A 19,336-nucleotide genomic window follows, 5' to 3' on the forward strand; every position below is an offset into this window, starting at 1 on the left:
CGGCCCGGACCAGCGGTCGCAGTTCCGATTTCAGGACCGGACGCGAACCCGTCGCGTCAGGTTGTCGTGCCGTGCATGCGCGTGCTGCCATTCTTCACCCCGAATCCTATGAAATTGCGCTGGACGACGATCGCGCCGAAAGCGGCGTCGATCCGTTGCCGCGTCTGGTCGTTGCGCCCGGGCCCGAACCCGGCCACTGGAATCCCAAGAACATACGAAAGCCCGATGGCAGCGGCGTGGCGGGTGTTACGGACCATTCCGGCCGCGTATGAAAGGTTCGTAGCTTTTGTCACAGTCGGCCGGTCACGCCGTTTCGCGGTGCGTGCGGATGCGGGCCGCGAGCGCGTGCGCGACGCGTTCGACCAGCGCCGGCCAGTCGCCGGGTCGCTCCTGCCGGAACAGTGTCGCGGTCGGATACCACGGCCTGTCGTCGCGTTCGAGCAGCCAGCGCCAGTCCGGCACGCGCGGCAGCAGCACCCATACGGGCCGGCCGAGCGCACCTGCGAGGTGCACGACTGACGTATCGACGGCAATCACCAGATCCAGCGTGTCGACGAGCGCGGCCGTTTCCGCGAAATCGGTCAGCGCCGCCTCGAACGACAGCACGCCGCTTGCCCCGAACGCTTCGGCGTCGCGCTCCCGCACGCCGACCTGCAGGCTCACGAACGTCGCGTCGAGTGCGACCAGCGGCGCGAGCGCGGCAAACGTCATCGACCGGTTTTCATCGTTCGCGTGGGCCGGATTGCCCGACCATGCGAGCCCGACCCGCAATCGTCGCGACGGCGTGATCGTGTCGAACCGTTCGATCCACGCGGCGCGCCGCCGGGCGTCGGCATGCAGGTACGGCACGTCGGCCGGCACCGTTTCGAGCATCGTGCGGAATGCGAACGGCAGGCTCATCATCGGGCAATGCAGATCGAACGCCGGCGCAGGCTGCCCGTCGACGACGACGCGGCTCACGCCGCGCAGCGTGCCGAGCAGGTCGGCCAGCGCGGCCGGCGCGTCGATCAGCACGGTCGCGCCGCGTGCGTGCGCGAGGCTCGCGTAGCGGCAGAACTGCAGCGTGTCGCCGAAGCCCTGCTCCGCATGCAGCAGCAGCGTGCGGCCCGCGAGCGGTTCGTCGCCCGTCCATTGCGGGCGGTCCGCATGACGCCGGTGCAGCGTCACGTCGGCGGCGTCCCAGCGTGCCTCGTGCTGCCGCCAGCCGGTGTCGAAATCGCCCATCACCAGGCGGCAGAACGCCTCGGACCGGCGCGCAACGCCATGATTCGGATCACGCACGCAGGCCAGCGCGAAATCGGCGAGTGCGGCTTCGTAGTCGCCGAGCTGCTGGTGCGCGACCGCGCGCGCATAGATCTCCTGGGCCGTGCGGCCCGGTGCGCCGGCCGCCGCCGCATAGCTGGCAAGCGCATCGTCGTAGCGGCCGAGCAGTTGCTGCGTGATCGCGCGGTTGCACAGCACTTCCGCGTGGGGGCCGTTCGATTCGAGCGCACGGTCGTAATGCGCGAGCGCTTCTTCGTAGGCACCGAACGCGCGCAGCGCACCGGCCCGATTGCGCAGCGCGTCGAAATCGGCCGGTGCGCGCGCGAGCGCTTCGCCGTAGGCATGCGCGGCTTCCTCGTGTCGCCGCAGCCCGAGCAGCGCGTTGCCGCGCCCGACCCACGCGCCGACGTTGTCGCGGTCGCGCGCCAGCAGCCGGTCGCTGCGCTTCAGCAACTCGTCACGCAAATGCAGCAGGTCGAGCGCGACGCAGCTCACGAACAGTAGTTGCGTATCGTCCGGCGACCGCGCAAGCGCTTCGTCGAGACACGCCAGCGCTTCGGCCGGCCGCCCCAGTTCGATCAGCGTATAGCCGCACGCGTAGACGAGATCGAGAGTCTTGCCGCGCACGACCATCGCGAGTTGAAAACAATGCAGCGCCTCGTCGCCGCGACCGAGCGCGCGCAGTGCATGGCCGCGCTCGGCGAGCGCCGCCGCATCGTCCGGATCGATTCGCAATGCGCGCTCGATGCTGATCAGCGCGTCGGCGGGCCGACCGATCGCGCGCAATGCCTCACCGCGTCGGACCCATGTCGCCGCGCGGCCGGACTCGCGCGTCAGCGCGAGATCGTACGCGCCGATCGCTTCGCCATGGCGGCCGAGTGCGTGCAGCGCGTCGCCGCGCGCCGCGTGTGCCGGTGCATGGCCGGGATCGCGCGCGAGCGCCTGCGCGGCGGCGTCGAGCGCTTCGCGATGACGGCCCGTGCCCGTCAGCGCCGCCGAATGATTCGCGAAATTCCACGGCTGGTTCAGCCCGAGACGCATCGACCGTGCGATCAGCGGCTCTGCGCGCACGGGGTCGCCGCGCTGCAGATGCACGAGTCCGAGCAGGTGCAACGCTTCGACCTGGTCGGGCATCATCGCCAGCACGCCCTCGTAGAGCCGTTCCGCACCCGCGAAATCGCGCTGCTCGAGCCGCGCGCGCGCGTTGCGCAGCGCATCGTCGACGGCGGCCCGCAGTGACGCGGCGCCTGCACCGAACGCCGGTGCCTGCGCGGTGCTCATCGCACCGCTCCCATCACCAGCGCCAATAGCGCGGCACGGATCCGCTCGACGACCGGCGCCCACTGGCCGCCTTCCGGCTGGCGGAACAATCGCGCGTCCGGATACCACGGGCTGTCGTCGCGATCGAGCAGCCAGCGGAAATCGGGCGTGTGCGGCAGCATTACGGCGAGCGGCCGGCCAAGCGCGCCGGCCAGGTGCGCGACCGACGTATCGACGCTGATCACCGCATCCATCGCATCGGTCAGCGCGGCCGTTTCCGCGAAATCCGTCAGTTCGTCGCCGACGAAGCGGATCGCGCTCGCGTCGAGCGTCGGGCGATCCTCGTCGCGGATCACCTTCTGCAGGCTGATCCATTCATAACGGTCATCGAGCAGCGGTAACAGGTCGGCGAGCGTGATCGAGCGATTGCGGTCGTTCAGGTGCAGCGGGTTACCGGCCCAGACGAGGCCGATGCGCGGCCGGTAGGCCGCGCCCAGGCGTGCGCGCCAGCGCTCGACGCGCGCGGGATCGGCGCGCAGGTACGGCACGCTGGCCGGAATCGACGCGAGATCGGTTCGGAATTCGAGCGGCAGGCTCAGCAGCGGGCAATGCAGGTCGAACGGCGGGAGCGGGTCGCCACGCGCGACGAGCACGTCGACGCCGTCGAGCGTCGCGAGCAGCGCCTTCAGCTCGACGGGCGCCTCGAGCACGACGCGCGCACCGAGCGCCTTCACGAGCGGCACGTAGCGGCAGAACTGCAGCGTGTCGCCGAGCCCTTGCTCCGGATACAGCAGGATCGTCTGCCCGTCGAGCGGCGTCCCGTGCGTCCAGCGCGGCTGCGCGAAGTCGCGCCGACTGCCGTCGAGCTGGCTGTCGCGCCAGCGCCATTCGTATTCGGCCCAACCGGCCTCGAAATCGCCGATCGACAGGCACAAAAACGAACGCATGCAGTGTGCGTGCGCGTAGTCGGGATCGATGTCGATCGCTTCCGCATATGCGTGCAGCGCATCCTCGTGCCGTCGCAACGCGCACAGCGCGCTGCCGCGATGAAAGTGCGCGAACTTGTCGCGCGGGGTCGCAGCGATCACGCACGCGAGATCGTCGAGCGCCTCGTCGTAGCGATGCGTTTCGATCCGCACGCGTGCCCGCGTGAACGACGCGGGCACGTAGTGCGGATCGATCGCCAGCGCACGATCGCACATCGCGTGTGCGTCGTCGTGACGGTTGACATGCATCAGCGCGTTCGCGTAGTTGCACAGCACGCCCGTGCCGTCCGGCTCGACCTCGAGCGCACGCTCGTAGCTATCGACCGCATCCACATATCGGCCCAGGTGGCTCGCCGCATTGCCGCGGTTCGCCAGTGCCCGCGCATGGCGCGGATCGATCGCGAGCACGCGGTCGCAACGCATCAATGCCTCGTCGTGTCGGCCGAGCTGTTCGAGCGCGATCGAACTGTTGAAGATCGCATCGACGAACGTGGGGCTCGCCGCGATCGCCGCATTGAAATCCGCCAGCGCGCGCTCGGGGTCGTGCAAGTCGAGATACGTGACGCCGCGCAGGAACAGCGCGTCGGCGCTGCCCGGCCTCAGCGCGAGCGCATGGCCGTAGCTGTCCGCCGCGTCGCGGAAGCGACCGAGTTCGCGCAATGCTAGCCCGCGCCCGCACATCGCGTCGAACGTGCAGCCTGCGAGCGCGATCGCGCGGTCGCAGTCGGCGAGCGCATCGTCAAACCGGCCGAGCGCGCGCAGCATGTCGCTGCGCTTCACATAGCCGTCGGCGAAACCGGGCGTCAGTTCGAGCAGGCGATCGTAGACCGCGCACGCTTCGTCGTGCCGTGCGAGTTGCGCGAGGAGGCCGGCGCGCTGGAACAGCACGCGTTGATGCACCGGATTGATCGCGAGCGCCTCGTCAAGGCGCGCGAGCGCATCGTGCTCGCGCCCGAGCCCGGCCAGCACCGCCGAGTAGTTCGCGAGCGCGAGCGGCACCGGCTGGCGCTCGATCGAGCGCCGCATCAACGGCTCGGCGTCGTCGAGCCGCCCCTGCTGGAAGCGCACCGCGCCGAGCAGGTGCAGCGCCTCCGGATGCTCGGGATCGAGCGCCAGCAATTCGGCATACGCGTTCTCCGCACGCTGCAGCGCACCTTCGTGATGTGCCTTGCGTGCGCGCAGGAGCAGCCGTTCGAGCAGCGCTGCGTCGGGCGGACGACCATCCCGCGCGACCTGCGCGCTCGCAAATGTCGTCCCTTCCCCGTTCGATGTCATCGTGTGGCCCCCACTCGTCGCTGTTCGTATCGCGTGTCGTGTCTAACGTGTCATCGGCTCGATCGCGGCACGCACCGCGTCGATCACATCGGCCCAGTTGTGGGGCGCCGTCTGGCGAAAGAGGCGCGCGGACGCATACCACGGACTGTCTTCGCGCGCACGCATCCAGCGCCACTCCGGCGGATCCGGCAGCAGCACCCAGACGCGCGCGCCCAGCGCACCCGCCAGATGCGCGATCGCGGAATCGACCGCGATCACGAGATCCAGCGCGCCGATCAGTGCCGCCGTATCCGCGAAGTCGCCGAGTTCGTCGTCGACGCACAGGATCGGGGCCTCCGCGAGCAGCGGCTCGTCGTGTTCGTGCACCGACTGTTGCAGGCTGAACCAGTCGACGTCGAGATCGAACAACGGCGCGAGCCGTGCGAAATCGATCGACCGGTTGCGATCGTCCCGATGCTCCGGATTACCGGTCCATGCGAGCCCGATCCGCGGCCGGCGGCGTGCGCCGAGCCGAGCGTCCCACTGGCGCGTACGCTGCGGGTCCGCATGCAGGTACGCGGCGGGGCTCGGAATGGTGTCGGTTTCGGTGCGAAACGCATGCGGCAGGCTCGGCAGCGGCACATGGCAGTCGAATGCTGGCAGCGGCTCGCCGCGCGCGATCACGCGGGGTGCACCGGCGAGCGATGCCATCAGCGCGCGCATCGACGGCTGCACCTCGAGCACCACGCGTGCACCGCGCGCGGCGACGAGCGACACATAGCGGCAGAACTGCAGCGTGTCGTCGAGGCTCGGCTCCGCATGGATCAGGATCGTCTTGCCGTCGAGCGGTTCGTCGCCGCGCCACACGGGCTGCGTGAACGGCCGCGCATGACGCGCGAGCTGCGCATCGCGCAGCCGCCATTCGTACCCAGGCCAGCCGCGCGCGAAGTTGCCTTCCGTCAGGTACAACGAGGCACGCGCGCAATGCGCGCCGGAGAAATCGGGTTGCAGCGCGATCGCGCGGTCGTAAGCGGCCAGCGCATCGTCCGCCTGCCCCATGTCGGCAAGCAGGTTGCCGCGGGCCAGCCAGTTCGTCGCGTGATCGGGGCTCAGCGCAAGCGCACGATCGAGCGAAGCGGCTGCGTCATCGTATCGGTGCAGCGCCTGCAGCACGCTGCCGCGATTCATCCACGCGTCGGCGAAGTCCGCGTCGAGCGCCAACGCGGCATCGTAGCTGGCGAGCGCCGCGTCGAAACGCTTCAGGTAGCGCAGCGCCGTGCCGCGGTTGCACAGCGTGTCGGCCGCGCGCGGATCGATGTCAAGCGCACGCACGTAGCTGTCGAGCGCGTCGTCGTAACGCTCGAGCTGCAGCAACGCGTTGCCGCGGCTCGCGAGTGCGCGGGCATGGGCCGGATCGACTGCCAGCACACGTTCGCAACGTGCGAGCGCTTCGTCCGCACGGCCGAGCCGTTCGAGCACGGCCGCACTGTCGCAGAGCGCGTCGAGCCGCGCGGGATCGGCTGCGATCGCCTCGTTGAAGGCAGCAAGCGCTTCGTTGAGGCGGTCGAGATCGGAGAGCGTGCGGCCGCGCTCGGCCATGATCGCGACCACACCCGGCCGGATCGAGTTGGCGCGATCGAAGCAATGCAGCGCGTCGGCCGCGCGCCGCAACTCGCGCAACACGAGGCCGCGGTTGAACCACGATTCGAACGAATGCGGATCGACCATCAGCGCGCGGTCGTAGGTGTGGAGCGCCTCGTCGAGGCGGCCAAGCGCACGCAGCGCGCCGCCGCGATTGCACAGGGCGTCGAGCACGAGCGGCGACACCGCGAGCGCGTGATCGAACGATGCCAGCGCGTCGTCGTAGCGGCGTAGCCCGATCAGCGTATTGCCGTGACGCACGAGCGTCTGCACGTCGTCGGGCGCCGCGCGCAGCGCGGTCGCGAAATGGGCCAGCGCCTCGTCGATGCGACCGCGCTCGCCAACGATCGCACCGAGGTCCGACAGCGCACGCACGCCCGGCTCGATCGCGATCGACTGGCGCAGCAGTGCTTCGGCATGATCGGCCGCGCCGCGCTGGAATTGGAGCACGCCGTACAGATGAAGTGCCTGCGGATGATCGGGCTCCTTCGCGAGCACGGCGAGATATTCGCGCGCGGCGTCGTCGAAGCGGCCGGCGCCGTGCCACTGCTGCGCGCGGCTCAGGATCGCCGCCGATTGCCATTGCCAGCGCGCATCGTTCCCCGACGCGCCCGCGTATGCTTCATGCCGGTGCTCGACCGTCACGTTCGCCCCCTTCCCGTTTGCCGATGCCGCCGCTGGCCCGGTTCAATGGAACCGGTCGCGGCGGTCATGCTCGTCACGAGACTAACGGACGGCCAATAACAGCCGTATGACGAAAGTTACGGACCTTTTTGTCCAGGGGGACGGAACGTCTTTCCGCGCAATGGCCCCATATGCCGGACGGCACCGCGCGTTCACTGCCCGATCGGGATCGTCCGCACGTATTCAACCGCCGGCGCCCCCATCGTGACCGCGAAGCGCACCCCCCGCGGCACGGGCACCCCGATCGACGTCGAGTTGCTCACGCCGTGCTGCGCGAGAAACTGCGCATAGCTCTGTTCGATGACGGTCTGGCTCGTCGTCCATCCGCCCGGCGGAATCCACACCGAAAGATGCATCGTCCGCGCATCGTTGCTGACCACCACGCGCGCGAACGCATCCATGTGCTGCAGCGCGTCCTCCACGTCGGCCAGCGACGCGAGCGGCCGCGACGCGCTGCGCACGAGTTCGCGCCCCTTGAGCTGGTAGCGCACGACCTGCATCTGCGCCGGTCCGCCGCCGACGCCGAGATGGCGCACCATCACGAGCTCGTTCGGCCGGATGCGCAGCGGCGGCCCGAACACCTCGTCGGCCGTCACGAGGTTAATCAGGTCGAACTGCAACTGGGAGAAATAGCGGCCGAGCAGACGCGTTTGCGCCAGATTCGACGCGATATCGTCGCGCCCGCGAATCGTCGCGTCGAGGCCGCGCCACGACAGCAGCGCGATCACGGCGAGCAGCGCGATCGCGACCAGCATCTCGATCAGCGTGAAGCCGCGAGCGCGTCCGGCCCCGCGACGTTCAGCGGCGCGCTTCATTCTGGATCACCGTGACGACTTCGGCGAGCACGTTGCGGCTCGATGCGGACGGATAGACGCTCACCGTCACGCGCCGCACGAGCGGGCTCGGCAGCGCGGCCACCGACTGGCGGCACACGAAACGGTAGCGGCCCTGCGGGCACGCGAACGTGTTCGCGCCGACGGACGGCCAGGTCGATGCGATGCGGATCTCGCCGAGCGCGTTGTCGGCGCTCCACAACGCGAGCAGACGCATGCGCGCCGTGTCGGTGTCCGACGCGAGCGCGCCGATGGCGCGCATCACGGCGCCCAGCGCCACGGCCACGATCGCCAGCGCGATCAGCACCTCGATCAGCGTGAATCCCCGTTCCGGCGCGCGCGTCGGGCGCGGTCCGCCGCGCGCATCGCGGTGGTAGTCGGTTCTGTCGTCGCACATGACCTGCATCATTCTCGTCGATGGGTCGGCGTCCGGCGGTCGAACCGCGGCGCAGGCCGCATCGCCGGCGCGACGGACGCCGTGCTCGGACGTTAAGCGCGACGTATGGCACGCACGTGTCGAATGGTACGGACCATTTGGCGCGGCGGGCGCGGACGCACAGGCGCGCCGGCCCGCGCGATGCGCGCATCGCGCAGGGCAAAAGACTGAAAAACGGGAAACGATCGGGAAAGCACCGCCCGGCAGCGAGCGGCCAACGGTGAAGACGATCCTCGGGCGGGATCGCCGCGACGGCGTCAGGCCATCACGGCGGCGTCATATTCGGCACGGGCGAGCTGGCCAGCGGCGTATGCCTCGGCTTCGCCGCGAAAACCTTCCCGGCTGAACGCCACGACTTTCACGCCGACGCCGGTCGCCCGCTTCACCGTCAGCGCCCATTGCCATCCGCCGTCTTGCTCGAAGACGTGCAGCGAGGGTGCGAAGGAAGGGTCGAGTACGGTCACGCGTTTTGCTCCTGCCCCGTTGCGCGCTGCATCGGCAACGCACGGAGGCATATCGAAAAGGTCGCGCCGGCACACCGGCGCGTTTCTGTCATTCCATAGTTTATTCAAGAATTGTTGCGACGCACCATCAGAGGTTTCACTCATCTATCGGAACCGGGCGGTCGATCGAATCTACCTGAAAGCCTTGCGGGACGGGCCTCAGCGCCGCGTCGAGCCGCCCGGCATCGCGTTCGTGCGGCAACGTGCCGCACGCCCGGCCAATTGCTTGCATCACCCTTTCGTGGATCAAGAAAACGGGGCGCGATCTATTCGCCCATCATCGACACGCGCCGAAAGGTCAGGTTCACGCGTTCGCCCTGCACGGCCGGCGCCTTCGGCACGCGGTGCTGCCATTCGGCCTGCGTGCGGCCGCGCATCACAAGCAGGCTGCCATGCACGAGGCGGTACGCATGCGTGACGCCGGTCGCGCGGTGGCGAAGATCGAACACGCGCATCGCGCCGAGGCTCACCGACGCAATCACCGGCGCATCGCCGAGTTCGGGTTCGTTGTCCGCGTGCCAGCCGAGGCTGTCCAGCCCGTTGCGATAGCGATTGAGCAGCACGCTGTTGAAACGCACGCCGCACGTCGCCTCGACCGCATGCTTCAGCCCGAGCACGGCCGGCGTCCATGGCCCGGGTACGTTGCGGATGCCCGAGTACACGTATACAGCATCCGGTTCGCCCTGCCACGCGGTGAGCCGCGGCAACGGAATGCGTCCGCGCGGCGTGCGAATCGTGTCCTGCCGCCAGGCCACCTCGTCGACGAGCGCGGCCAGCGCGCGATCGGCGTCGGGCGGCGCAAGCCAGTCCGGGTACCAGTCCACGTCCGGCACGGGCGTATCAGCGAAGAGATCGGGCGTCGACATGTCGGCAGGAACGGGTGAGAAACGGAGCGAACGGAGCATGTCTGCATACTAGCCAACGGCGCCGGGCGCCGCCATGCGCTTTCATTCGCCGCCGCAACGAAGCCGCCGTGCACCGCGATGCGCGTTCGTATCGCGTCACGGCCGCCTCCCGGCCATCTGCTAGCCGCGCGTCAGTCGAATCAGCGCGATCTCGGACGGCACGCCGAAGCGGTTCGGCGGCCCCCAGTAGCCGGTGCCGCGGCTGGTATACAGCCACATGTCGCCGAAGCGATTCAGCCCGCCGATCACCGGCTGCTGCAGTCGCACGAACGGCGGCCAAGGCAGGAACTGGCCGCCATGCGTGTGCCCCGACAGCTGCACGGTAAAGCCGGCGCGGTTCGCCGCTTCCGCGCTGCGCGGCTGGTGCGCGAGCAGGATCTTCGTGCCGACGTCGCGCGGCGCACCGGCCAGCGCCTGCGCGGGGTCGCTGCGATGGGCGGGATCGAATCCGCCCGCCGTGAAGTCGGTGACGCCCGCGAGCACCGCCCGCGCGCCGCCGCGCTCGATCAGCACGTGCTCGTTCAGCAGCACCGTCAACCCGATACGACGAAACTCGTCGATCCACGCATGCGCCCCCGCGTAGTACTCGTGGTTACCCGTCACGAGGAAGGTGCCGTGCCGCGAGCGCATCTCGCCGAGCGGCGCCGTGTGTTCGCGCAGGCGCTTGACCGAACCGTCCACCACATCGCCCGTCACGACCACCAGGTCGGCGTCGAGTGCATTGACCGCGCGCACGATCCGTTCGATGTAGGGCCGCTTGATCGTCGGCCCGACGTGGATGTCGGACAGTTGCACGATCGTCAGCCCGTCGAGCGCGGCCGGCAGCCCCGCGACCGGAATCGACACCCGCTTGACCGCCGCCGTGCGGCGCGCGCCGACGAACCCGATCGCGGTCACGAGCACCGCGGCCGCCAGCACACCGAGCGCCGTGTCGGGCGCGGCGCCGCTCCACGCGCCGTCATGCCCGAGATGCCGCCACGCGAGCACGCCGAGCAGCACGATTTCGCGCAGGAACGTCAGCACCAGCAGCGACGAGAAGAAGCCCATCGCGAGCGCGCCGGCCCAGCCGAACAGCGTCGCCGCCCACCCTTCGTCGAAGCGGCGCGAGAACATGCCGACCGGAATCAGGACGATGAAACTCGCCAGCACGAGCACCGCGATCGTGCGCGCGAGCGGCGACACGAACGCATCGGGAATGATCCGTATCCCGACGTACAGATGGAACAGCACGCCGATTGCAATGAACCGGACAAAGAAACTTCGCATGGAACCTTCACCTTCGTTGCACTACCGTTTCCGCGACAAGCGTCGCACCGGCCGCGATGCCCGGTGCCGCGCGTCGCGCCATACGCACGATGGTACACAGATCCCGGCCGCGACGACGGGTCGCGGCCGGCGGTGCGGCGCCGTGCGGCTCTGTGGAGCTTCGCCCGATAATCGGCCATCCGCCCGCCGCCGCGTCCATGCATCGACGTCGTTCGTCGCGACACTCGACCACGACTTCATCGGCCTGCACGAAGCGAGCACGATCCACGCCTTCCTGAAACGCGCGACCGCCGACATGCAGCGCATGCCGCGCCGACGCATCCGGGTCAGCAACTTCGAGGCGGCCTGCCGGATGATCGACGCGAACGCCGGCGTGCTGCCCGAAGGCACCGCGCGCCGTCGTGCGAAGACGATGGCGCTGCGCCTCGTCGCGCTCGAAGGCGACTGGGCCGAGCGTGAGTTGCCGATCTGCGTAGCCGACGCCGATGCGCTGCCGCGCTTCGCACGCGATCTCGTCGACCTGCTCGTCGCGGATGTGCGCAGTCGCGCCGGGCTGACCAGATTCGGATAGGTTCGAGCAGCAATCGGCGATTTGCGCGCCGATTCCACTGCGTCGGCATGGCAAATTCCGCTGCGTAATTTCGTCTGACGATCCTTTACAGTCCGTTAGCAACCCTACGCGAGCAGATGCCGGCAGAATCGCGGCGGTCCGGCCATCGCTGCCGACACGCACTGCGGGACCGTCCGGCATAGCCGACGGCGCGGCCACGGCCAGCCTCGCCCCATGCCGCGAAAGCGTGCCGGATCGCTGGCGATCCGCATCGCGCTGATTTATGATCGGCTCCGTATCCCGGAATCGTCGTCGCGGCGACGATCCGCATTGCGCCGCGCCCGGCACCCACCCTCAACGTCGAGCTCGTCACACCATGAGAAAAACAACGCCGCGCGCGCCTCTGCGCGTCGCCGCCGTCCTGGCGCCAGCCCTGCCGCTCGCGGGCTGCGCATCGCGCGGCGCGCCGTCCTACGTGCTGTTCGGCGCGTACTTCCCGCTGTGGCTCGTCAGCGCGATTGTCGGCATCGTCGGCGCAATCGTCGCGCACCGCGTGTTCGTCGCGACCGGCTGGGCCGCGACGGTGCCGTACCAGCTCGCCGTCTGCACCGCGATCGGGCTCGTGGTCGCCGTGATCGTCTGGCTCACCGGCACGGGGCCGTTCGCATGAAGGCCACCGGTATCGCCCGCCCCTCCGTCAAAGGCCGCGTGATCGCGCTCGCGATCGTCGCGCTCGGCATCGCCGCGCTCGCATACGCGTACCACCGCACGACGGCCTACCCGTCCACCGACGACGCGTCGATCGACGCAGACGTCGTGCACGTCGCGTCGCCGGTCGGCGGCCGCATCGTGCAGCTCGCGGTGCATGAAAACCAGCGCGTCGCGAAAGGCGATCTGCTGTACGTGATCGATCCCGTGCCGTACCGGCTGACCGTCGCGCAGGCGCAGGCCGATCTCGAACTCGCGCGCGCGTCGCTCGACACACGACGCCGCTCGCTGATCGGCGAGCGCTCGAACGCGTCCGTCGCCGCCGAGCAGGTCAAGCGCGCGACGCAGAACCACGATCTCGCGACGCGCGACGTGAACCGGCTCGCACCGCTCGCCGCGCAGGGCTACGTCAGCGCGCAGCAGTTCGACCAGGCGAAGGTGCGCCAGCGCGACGCGTCCGTCTCGCTCGCGCAGGCGCAGGAGCAGCAGCGCGCGTCCGCGCAGACGATCGGCGACGACGCCGACGCGATCGCGACGCTGCATGCACGCGAAGCCGCGCTGGCCCGCGCGCAGCATGCGCTCGACGATACGGTCGTGCGCGCGCCGCACGACGGGCTCGTGACGGGCCTGAGCGTGCTCCCCGGCGAAACCCTCGCGCCGAACCAGTCGATCTTCACGCTGATCGACGCGAGCGAATGGTTCGCGGTCGGCAATTTCCGCGAGACGTCGCTCAATCGCATCGCGGTGGGCGACTGCGCGACCGTCTATTCGATGATCGACCGCGACCGCCCGATGACGGGCAAGGTCGTCGGCATCGGCGCCGGCATCGCGGACAGCGACCGCATCAACCTGCCGCGCTCGCTGCCGATCGTGCAGCGCTCGGTGAACTGGGTGCACGTCGCGCAACGCTTCCCCGTGCGCGTGAAGCTCGACGAACCCGACGGCAAGCTCGTGCGTGTCGGCGCGAGCGCGATCGTCGAGGTCCGGCATGGCTCAGCCTGCCGCTGAGGTCCGCTCGCCGGGCCCGCGCGAAGTCCTGCGGCTGCTCGCGCCGTTTCCGGGGCGCACGGCCATGGCCGTGCGCGTCGCGCTGATCTGTGCGCTCGTGGTGCTCGTGACGAGCGGATACGGCACGCCGGAAGCCGCGATTTCCGCGTATGTCGTGTTCTTCCTGAACCGCGCCGATCGCGTGACGAGCGCCGTGCTCGCGGTCGCCATGCTGCTGCTCGTCACGCTCGTGATCGCGCTCGTGATCGGCGTCGCGATCTTCAGCATCGAGTATTCGGTGCTGCGCGTCGCGTGCATGGCCGTGCTGTCGGTCGGCCTGCTCTACCTGACGTCCGCCAGCAAGCTGCGCCCGATCGGCGCGATCCTCGCGATGATCGTCGGCTTCGGGCTCGACCAGCTTGGCCTGGCGCCGGTCGGCGAAGCGGCAACGCGCGCGCTGCTCTATGCATGGCTGATGGTCGCGATCCCGGTCGGCGTGGCGATCGTCGTCAACCTGCTGATCGCGCCGTCGCCGCGCACGCTCGCGCACGCGCAGCTCGCGAAGCGGCTGCGGCTCGCCGCGCGGCGGCTGCGCGGCGACGACGACGCGCGCGCCGCGTTCGACGCCAGCCTGCGCGAAGGCGACAAGCAGTTGCTCACGTGGCTCAAGCTGTCGAAACTCGAAGGCTCGTCGTCGGGCGCCGATGTCGCCGCGTTGCGGCAGGCCGTCGCGTCGAGCACCGCGCTGCTCGTCGCGGTCGCGCTTGCGGATCGCGAACCGGAAGCGCGGCTGCCCGACGCATTCGCCATACCGATCGCGACGACGCTCGACGAGATGGCCGCGATCCTCGAACAGGGAGGCTATCCGGTCGACGTGACGCTCGCGCTGCCGGCCGCCGATGCACTGCCGCCGCTCGCACGCGTCGTCGCGACGGACCTGCACGCCGCGATCACGCAGTTCGCGCAACCGCCCGCAATCGACGCACCGGCCGCATCGACCGACACCGCCGATACCGCCAACACCCGCGCCGCCGACGAACCGGCGGAAGCCACCGCACCACCCGCCCCGCGCGGCTTCTTCGCACCGGACGCGCGTACCAACCCCGACCACATCCGCTATGCGCTGAAGACGACGGCCGCCGCCATGTTCTGCTACCTGCTGTACTCGCAGCTCGACTGGTCCGGCATCCATACCTGCTTCATCACCTGCTACATGGTGTCGCTCGGCTCGACGGCCGAAACGGTCGAGAAGCTCACGCTGCGCATCGCCGGCTGCATCGTCGGCGCGCTGATCGGCACCGCCGCGCTCGTGTTCGTCGTCCCGTCGCTGTCGTCGATCGGCGAACTGATGGCGCTCGTCTTCATCGGTGCGTGGCTGTCCGCGTGGGTCGCGTTCGGATCGCCGCGCATCGCGTACGCGGGTTTCCAGGTCGCGTTCGCGTTCTTTCTGTGCGTGATCCAGGGCGCGGGCCCCGGCTTCGACCTGACGCTCGCGCGCGATCGCACGATCGGCATTCTGCTCGGCAACGTCGTCGTGTATCTCGTGTTCACGCGCATCTGGCCGGTCAGCATCGCCAAGCAGATCGACACGACGCTCGCGGCGCTGCTCGACCAGTGGCGCCGCGTGGCGCAGATCGCGCAGCCGGCCGAACGGCGCGCGCTGGCCGCCGAAGCGTTCGCCCGCCACGGCGCGATCTCGCAGGAGCTCGGCCTGATCCATTACGAACCGTCGTGGGTGCGGCCGGCCGCGACGTGGCTCGCCACCCGGCGGCGCGCGCTCGCGGAACTCGGTGCGATCGAAGGCCCGCTGTTCCTGCTCGCCGAACGCAAGCCCGGCGACGCGGCGATCGGCGCGCGACTCGCGCGTGTGACCGCGCCGGGCGATGACGAAACCGCGCCCCGCACGAATGCCCCGGCGCCACCGTCGGGCGCCGCCCCCGCCGACCCCGCGCGCGACGCGCTGCTGAACCTGATCGACACGCGGCTCGCCCATATCGCCGACGCCGCCCGTCAAGCCACACCGAAGGAGCCCGCCCCTCATGCGTCTACCTGAACCGCCGGCCGCCTCGATCGCCGCCGCCGCGCTCGCGACCGCCGTCGCGCTGGCCGGCTGCGCGACGTCGTCGATCGATCTGGCGCCGGAGGCGTCCGACCGCCCGTGGCAGCCGCAAACGTCGGCCGCGGGCGACATCGTGGCGGCGCCGCCGCGCGCTTCCGCGCAAGGTGCACACGACTACACGCTGCCTGCATCGCCGGCGCTCGCGTCGGTTTCGGCGCCGGCCGCGCTCGATGCCGCGCATGCGTACACGCTGCCCGAACTGATCGATCTCGCGGAATCCGCGAACCCGCTGACCCGCATCGCATGGAACGACGCGCGCAACGCGGCGCTCGCGGTCGGCCTCGCCAAGTCCGCGTATCTGCCGCGCCTGTCGGCGACGGCAATGGGCGCGTACCAGGCGAACCACGGCTCGACGTCGACGATCCTCGGCGATTCGTCCAGCAACACCACCGTGCACGGCACGATTTCGGCGCTGTCGCTGCAATGGCTGCTGTTCGATTTCGGCGGCCGCGCGGCGCGCGTCGAAGCGGCCGAACAGGCATCGATCGCTTCCAACGTCGCGTTCACGGCCGTGCACCAGCAGGTCATCCACGACGTGACGGTCTCCTATTACCGCTACGACGCCGCACGCTCGCGCGCCCTCAGCGCACGACAGGGCCTCGCGAACGCGGATGCGATCCTCGCGGCGTCCCGCGCGCGGCTCAAGCACGGCGTCGGGACGGTCGTCGAGCTCGCCCAGGCGACGCAGAACCGCGCGCAGGCGAACCTCGCGCTCGTGCAGGCGAACGGCGCCGAAAGCGACAGCTACCTCGCCCTCGTCTCCGCGCTCGGCATCTCGCCGCTGTCGAAGCCGACGATCGCCGCGCTGCCGAAGCGGTCGCTGCCGCCCGCGCTCGGCTCGTCGGTCGACGCGATCGTCTCGGACGCGATCGCGCGCCGTCCCGATCTGCAGGGCGCGTTCGCGGTCGAAAAGGCCAATCGCGCGAAGATCAAGGCGGCGCAAGCCGCGTTCATGCCGAAGATCTTCCTGTCCGCGTCGACGTCGTATGCGAGCGGCGGCACGGCCATCTCCGCGCTGCCCGCGATCGGCGACCAGGCGCCGACCGTCAACCTGAACGGCAGCCGCTACGGCGGCGGCGTGTTCCTCGGCGTGACGATCCCGCTGTACGACGGCGGCCTGCGCTCGGCCGTGCTGATGCAGGCGCGCAACGACGCGGAAAGCGCATCCGCGCGCCTCACGCGGACCAAGGAGGAAGCGGTGCGCCAGGTCGTCGCCGCGCAGAACGCGGTGCAGACGAGCCTGGCGTCGCACGATGCCGCGAAGGCGCTCGTCGATGCCGCGCAAACGAGCTACGACGCGGCGCTGACCGCGTACCGGAACGGCGTCGGCTCCGTCACCGACGCGACGATCGCGCAAAGCCAGTTGCTCGCCGCGCGCAACGCGGAAGTCGACAGCTATGCCGGCGCATTGTCGGCCGCCGCCGCGCTCGCGCTCGCGACGGGCACGATCGGTTCGGCGCAGTAGCGCCGCCGCAAGGCGGTTGACGCGGGCGCGCGCCGCCCACTAGAATGCCGCCCATTCTTCCTTCAGGAACCATCGTGGACAGTTGCAGCACTCCGCTGCGTGCGCCGCTTGCCGCCTGAACGCCTGTCCGCCGCAGTTCTCCTGCCCCGGCTCGCGTTCCGCGAGCCGCACGCCATCCGTTTCACATTGAATGACGCATTCGCGCGGTACAGTACCGCGCGATGACGGCCATCGCCGCGTCGCCTTCGGCCTGCGCCGCGGCGACGCGAGCCGGCATGCGCTTCTTGCACGGCAGGACAACCATGACTTTCGATTTCGCACTCCGTCTTTTCACCGCGTTCGCCTGCGGCGTCGCCATCGGCCTCGAGCGCCAGATGCGCCAGCGCACGGCCGGCCTGCGCACCATCACGCTCGTCGCGAGCGGCGCGTGCCTGTTCGTCACGCTCGGCGTGCTGACCGGCAACGGCGTCGCGGGCGTCACGCAGATCGCCGCGTACGTCGTGTCGGGCGTCGGCTTTCTCGGCGGCGGCGTGATCATGCGCGACAAGGGTTCGATCCAGGGCATCAACACGGCCGCGACGCTCTGGTGCTCGGCCGCCGTCGGCGTGCTGTCCGGCTCCGGTCACTACGTGCCCGCGCTCGCCGGCACGGGCGTCGTGCTGCTCACCAATACGGTGCTGCGCGGCGTCAGCCAGGCCATCAACGCGACGCCCGTCTCGAATGCCGACCTCGTGCGCGAATACCAGATCACCGTGATTTGCCTCGCCGCCGACGAAGTGCACATCCGCACGCTGCTGTCGAACGCGATGTATGCGAAGCCGCTGTCGTTCCAGAGCCTCACGAGCGAGGACGTGCCCGAACAACCGGACCGGCTGAAGGTGACCGCGACGCTGAAGCTGCATCCGAAGGATCAGCAGAAGCTCGAGCAGATCGCGAGCCGGATGAGCATGGAGAAAAGCATTTCCAGCGTGAGCTGGACCGCGAAGGAAGCGGAGCCGATGATGGAATGAGCCGCGACGGCGGCTGCCGCATCCGGCGCCGCCGTCGCGTCGCGTCACGTCACGTCACGGCGCTTCGATGAGCCCGGCCGAGATCGCCTTGACGACCGCCTGGACCTTGTTGGTCGCGCCGAGTTTCTCGAGGATGTTGTTCACGTGGAAGTTGACCGTCCGCTCCGAGATGCTGAGGATCTGGCCGATTTCGCACGCGGTCTTGCCCTCGGCCGTCCAGCACAGCACCTCGCGCTCGCGCGCGGTCAGCGTGACGCCCGCCGCGGGGGACAGCTTCGGCACCATGAAGCGGCTCATCAGCGAATGCGACAGGTTAGCGAGCCAGTTCGTCTGCAGCGTCAGCATGTTGATCTCGGCCGGCGTCAGCCGGTCGGCATGACGGGCGATGCTCAGCAGGCCGAACGCGCCGCGCGCCGCCCAGCTCGACTGCGCGACGCCCACCGACAGTCCGAAATCGCGCGCGTCCTGCCACAGCGGGCATGGGTCGATGTTATCGACGTCGGGCCAGACGATCATGTTGGTGCTGAGCGCGCCATCGCGGACCGTCGAGTCGATCTCGATATAGTTCCGCGCCTGATAGTGCGCCATCCAGCCGCCCGGATAGGTATTGAAGATGGCGACCGCCGGCTTCGAAACGGGCAACGGTACGCGAATGCCGTAACAGCAGTATTCGAATCCCAGCCGCTTGGAATAGGCGGCGATCCGCTGGAAGAGCTGCTGCTCGTCTTCCGCGGCGCTGAATTGTTGATAGGCATCCTGCCAGCGCAGTTCCATTCTTTCTCCGACAACGTCACGCTGTCATACTTGTCAGGTTCCAGCACCCGTTCGAGGCTGATACATTCCGCGCATGACTTCACCCTTGCTGCACCCTGTCCCCGGCCCGTCCCCGGACGGCTACGTACGCCTGTCAGAAGGCGCACTGGCCACGCTCGTGCTCGACCATGTCGCGAGCGGCCTCGATCCCTCGCTGCTGGCCGAACTGCGCGACAACGCGATCGACGCCCGCCTCGCCGGCTATACCGAATGGCATCGCGCGGCCGGTGCCGGCGTCGCATACGTGACGGTCGGCTGGGACTGGTACCTCGAACGCGCGACAGGCACGTTCGTGATCGCGGGCGGCGACGTCCGCAGCAACGTGATGGCCATCGACGCCAAGGGCGCCGACATCGGCATGTTCCGCACGGCCGCCGCGCTCGCCGCGCGGCTCGCCGCCATCGACTGGCCTGCCGCGGTCGCGTCGGCCCTGCTCGGGCACAACGACGCCTATCATGCCGGTCCGACGCTTCAGTGACAACCGGCCGCGCATTCCTCTGACGATTTTGCGAGACTGGCGGTCTTTATAAGCAAAAGCGGCCCGGTTTTCAATCCCGTCGATCAAGAAACCGTTACCACCACGCAAATGGCGTCTTTACGCCGTCACCCTGTAAGAGTTACCAGTTACAGGCTCCTCGTGCCGCGCGCTGTAA

At 69.3% G+C, this 19,336-nt stretch carries 17 protein-coding genes; 7 read left to right on the forward strand and 10 right to left on the reverse strand.

The genetic code is table 11. From position 1 onward, the window contains the following. Positions 1-56 precede the first annotated feature (56 nt). The 9 genes from HWX09_RS18905 to HWX09_RS18945 all read right to left on the reverse strand — a co-directional run bounded on the left by HWX09_RS18905 (position 57) and on the right by HWX09_RS18945 (position 11,031). Positions 57-257 (reverse strand): hypothetical protein, encoded by a 201-nt coding sequence (locus HWX09_RS18905; RefSeq protein ID WP_080681169.1) that lies wholly within the window; start codon positions 255-257, stop codon positions 57-59. Positions 258-303: 46 nt separating this feature from the next. Continuing rightward, positions 304-2,544: a tetratricopeptide repeat protein gene (locus tag HWX09_RS18910; protein ID WP_027780988.1), complete on the reverse strand. Its 2,241-nt coding sequence runs from the start codon at positions 2,542-2,544 to the stop codon at positions 304-306. Next, positions 2,541-4,784 (reverse strand): tetratricopeptide repeat protein, encoded by a 2,244-nt coding sequence (locus HWX09_RS18915; protein WP_027780989.1) that lies wholly within the window; start codon positions 4,782-4,784, stop codon positions 2,541-2,543. The genes HWX09_RS18910 and HWX09_RS18915 overlap by 4 nt, the downstream gene beginning before the upstream one ends. 42 nt (positions 4,785-4,826) lie before the next feature. Then, on the reverse strand, positions 4,827-7,049 hold the full coding sequence (locus tag HWX09_RS18920; RefSeq protein ID WP_027780990.1) for a tetratricopeptide repeat protein: 2,223 nt from the start codon (positions 7,047-7,049) through the stop codon (positions 4,827-4,829). Positions 7,050-7,240: 191 nt separating this feature from the next. After that, on the reverse strand, positions 7,241-7,903 hold the full coding sequence (locus HWX09_RS18925) for a prepilin-type N-terminal cleavage/methylation domain-containing protein (RefSeq protein WP_027780991.1): 663 nt from the start codon (positions 7,901-7,903) through the stop codon (positions 7,241-7,243). Continuing rightward, positions 7,887-8,318 (reverse strand): type II secretion system minor pseudopilin GspI, encoded by a 432-nt coding sequence (gene gspI / locus HWX09_RS18930; RefSeq protein WP_027780992.1) that lies wholly within the window; start codon positions 8,316-8,318, stop codon positions 7,887-7,889. The genes HWX09_RS18925 and gspI overlap by 17 nt, the downstream gene beginning before the upstream one ends. A 296-nt stretch (positions 8,319-8,614) precedes the next feature. Continuing rightward, positions 8,615-8,821: a hypothetical protein gene (locus HWX09_RS18935; protein ID WP_027780993.1), complete on the reverse strand. Its 207-nt coding sequence runs from the start codon at positions 8,819-8,821 to the stop codon at positions 8,615-8,617. 305 nt (positions 8,822-9,126) lie between these two features. Continuing rightward, positions 9,127-9,726, reverse strand: a complete 600-nt coding sequence (locus tag HWX09_RS18940) for an alpha-ketoglutarate-dependent dioxygenase AlkB (RefSeq protein ID WP_027780994.1) — start codon at positions 9,724-9,726, stop codon at positions 9,127-9,129. A gap of 159 nt (positions 9,727-9,885) precedes the next feature. Next, the gene (locus HWX09_RS18945; RefSeq protein WP_027780995.1) at positions 9,886-11,031 is read right to left on the reverse strand and encodes a metallophosphoesterase; all 1,146 of its coding nucleotides are present in this window, start codon (positions 11,029-11,031) and stop codon (positions 9,886-9,888) included. On the opposite strand from HWX09_RS18945, the gene HWX09_RS18950 reads away from it, so the two are divergent. The 6 genes from HWX09_RS18950 (at position 10,961) to HWX09_RS18975 (ending at position 17,870) form a co-directional block, all read left to right on the forward strand. Beyond that, the gene (locus tag HWX09_RS18950) at positions 10,961-11,602 is read left to right on the forward strand and encodes a LysR substrate-binding domain-containing protein (RefSeq protein ID WP_080681264.1); all 642 of its coding nucleotides are present in this window, start codon (positions 10,961-10,963) and stop codon (positions 11,600-11,602) included. The genes HWX09_RS18945 and HWX09_RS18950 overlap by 71 nt on opposite strands. A gap of 355 nt (positions 11,603-11,957) precedes the next feature. After that, entirely contained in the window at positions 11,958-12,251 is a 294-nt protein-coding gene (locus HWX09_RS18955; protein ID WP_012339766.1) for a hypothetical protein, read from the forward strand. Further along, the gene (gene mdtN, locus HWX09_RS18960) at positions 12,248-13,297 is read left to right on the forward strand and encodes a multidrug transporter subunit MdtN (protein WP_027780996.1); all 1,050 of its coding nucleotides are present in this window, start codon (positions 12,248-12,250) and stop codon (positions 13,295-13,297) included. Before HWX09_RS18955 ends, mdtN begins: the two co-directional genes overlap by 4 nt. Further along, a complete protein-coding gene (locus tag HWX09_RS18965) occupies positions 13,278-15,329 on the forward strand; it encodes an FUSC family protein (protein ID WP_027780997.1) in 2,052 nt (683 codons plus the stop codon). Before mdtN ends, HWX09_RS18965 begins: the two co-directional genes overlap by 20 nt. Continuing rightward, on the forward strand, positions 15,316-16,860 hold the full coding sequence (locus HWX09_RS18970; RefSeq protein WP_027780998.1) for a TolC family protein: 1,545 nt from the start codon (positions 15,316-15,318) through the stop codon (positions 16,858-16,860). The genes HWX09_RS18965 and HWX09_RS18970 overlap by 14 nt, the downstream gene beginning before the upstream one ends. A 302-nt stretch (positions 16,861-17,162) precedes the next feature. Then, complete coding sequence (locus HWX09_RS18975) at positions 17,163-17,870, forward strand: MgtC/SapB family protein (RefSeq protein ID WP_027780999.1); 708 nt, start codon at positions 17,163-17,165, stop codon at positions 17,868-17,870. Positions 17,871-17,924: 54 nt separating this feature from the next. On the opposite strand, the gene HWX09_RS18980 is transcribed toward HWX09_RS18975, so the two are convergent. Beyond that, the gene (locus HWX09_RS18980) at positions 17,925-18,644 is read right to left on the reverse strand and encodes an autoinducer binding domain-containing protein (protein ID WP_027781000.1); all 720 of its coding nucleotides are present in this window, start codon (positions 18,642-18,644) and stop codon (positions 17,925-17,927) included. Between the two features lie 73 nt (positions 18,645-18,717). Between HWX09_RS18980 and HWX09_RS18985 the strand changes: the two genes are divergently transcribed. Then, positions 18,718-19,161 (forward strand): DUF4902 domain-containing protein, encoded by a 444-nt coding sequence (locus HWX09_RS18985; RefSeq protein ID WP_027781001.1) that lies wholly within the window; start codon positions 18,718-18,720, stop codon positions 19,159-19,161. Positions 19,162-19,336: the final 175 nt, after the last annotated feature.

The organism is Burkholderia sp. BCC1208 (assembly GCF_902833095.1).
Classification (GTDB): Bacteria; Pseudomonadota; Gammaproteobacteria; order Burkholderiales; family Burkholderiaceae; genus Burkholderia.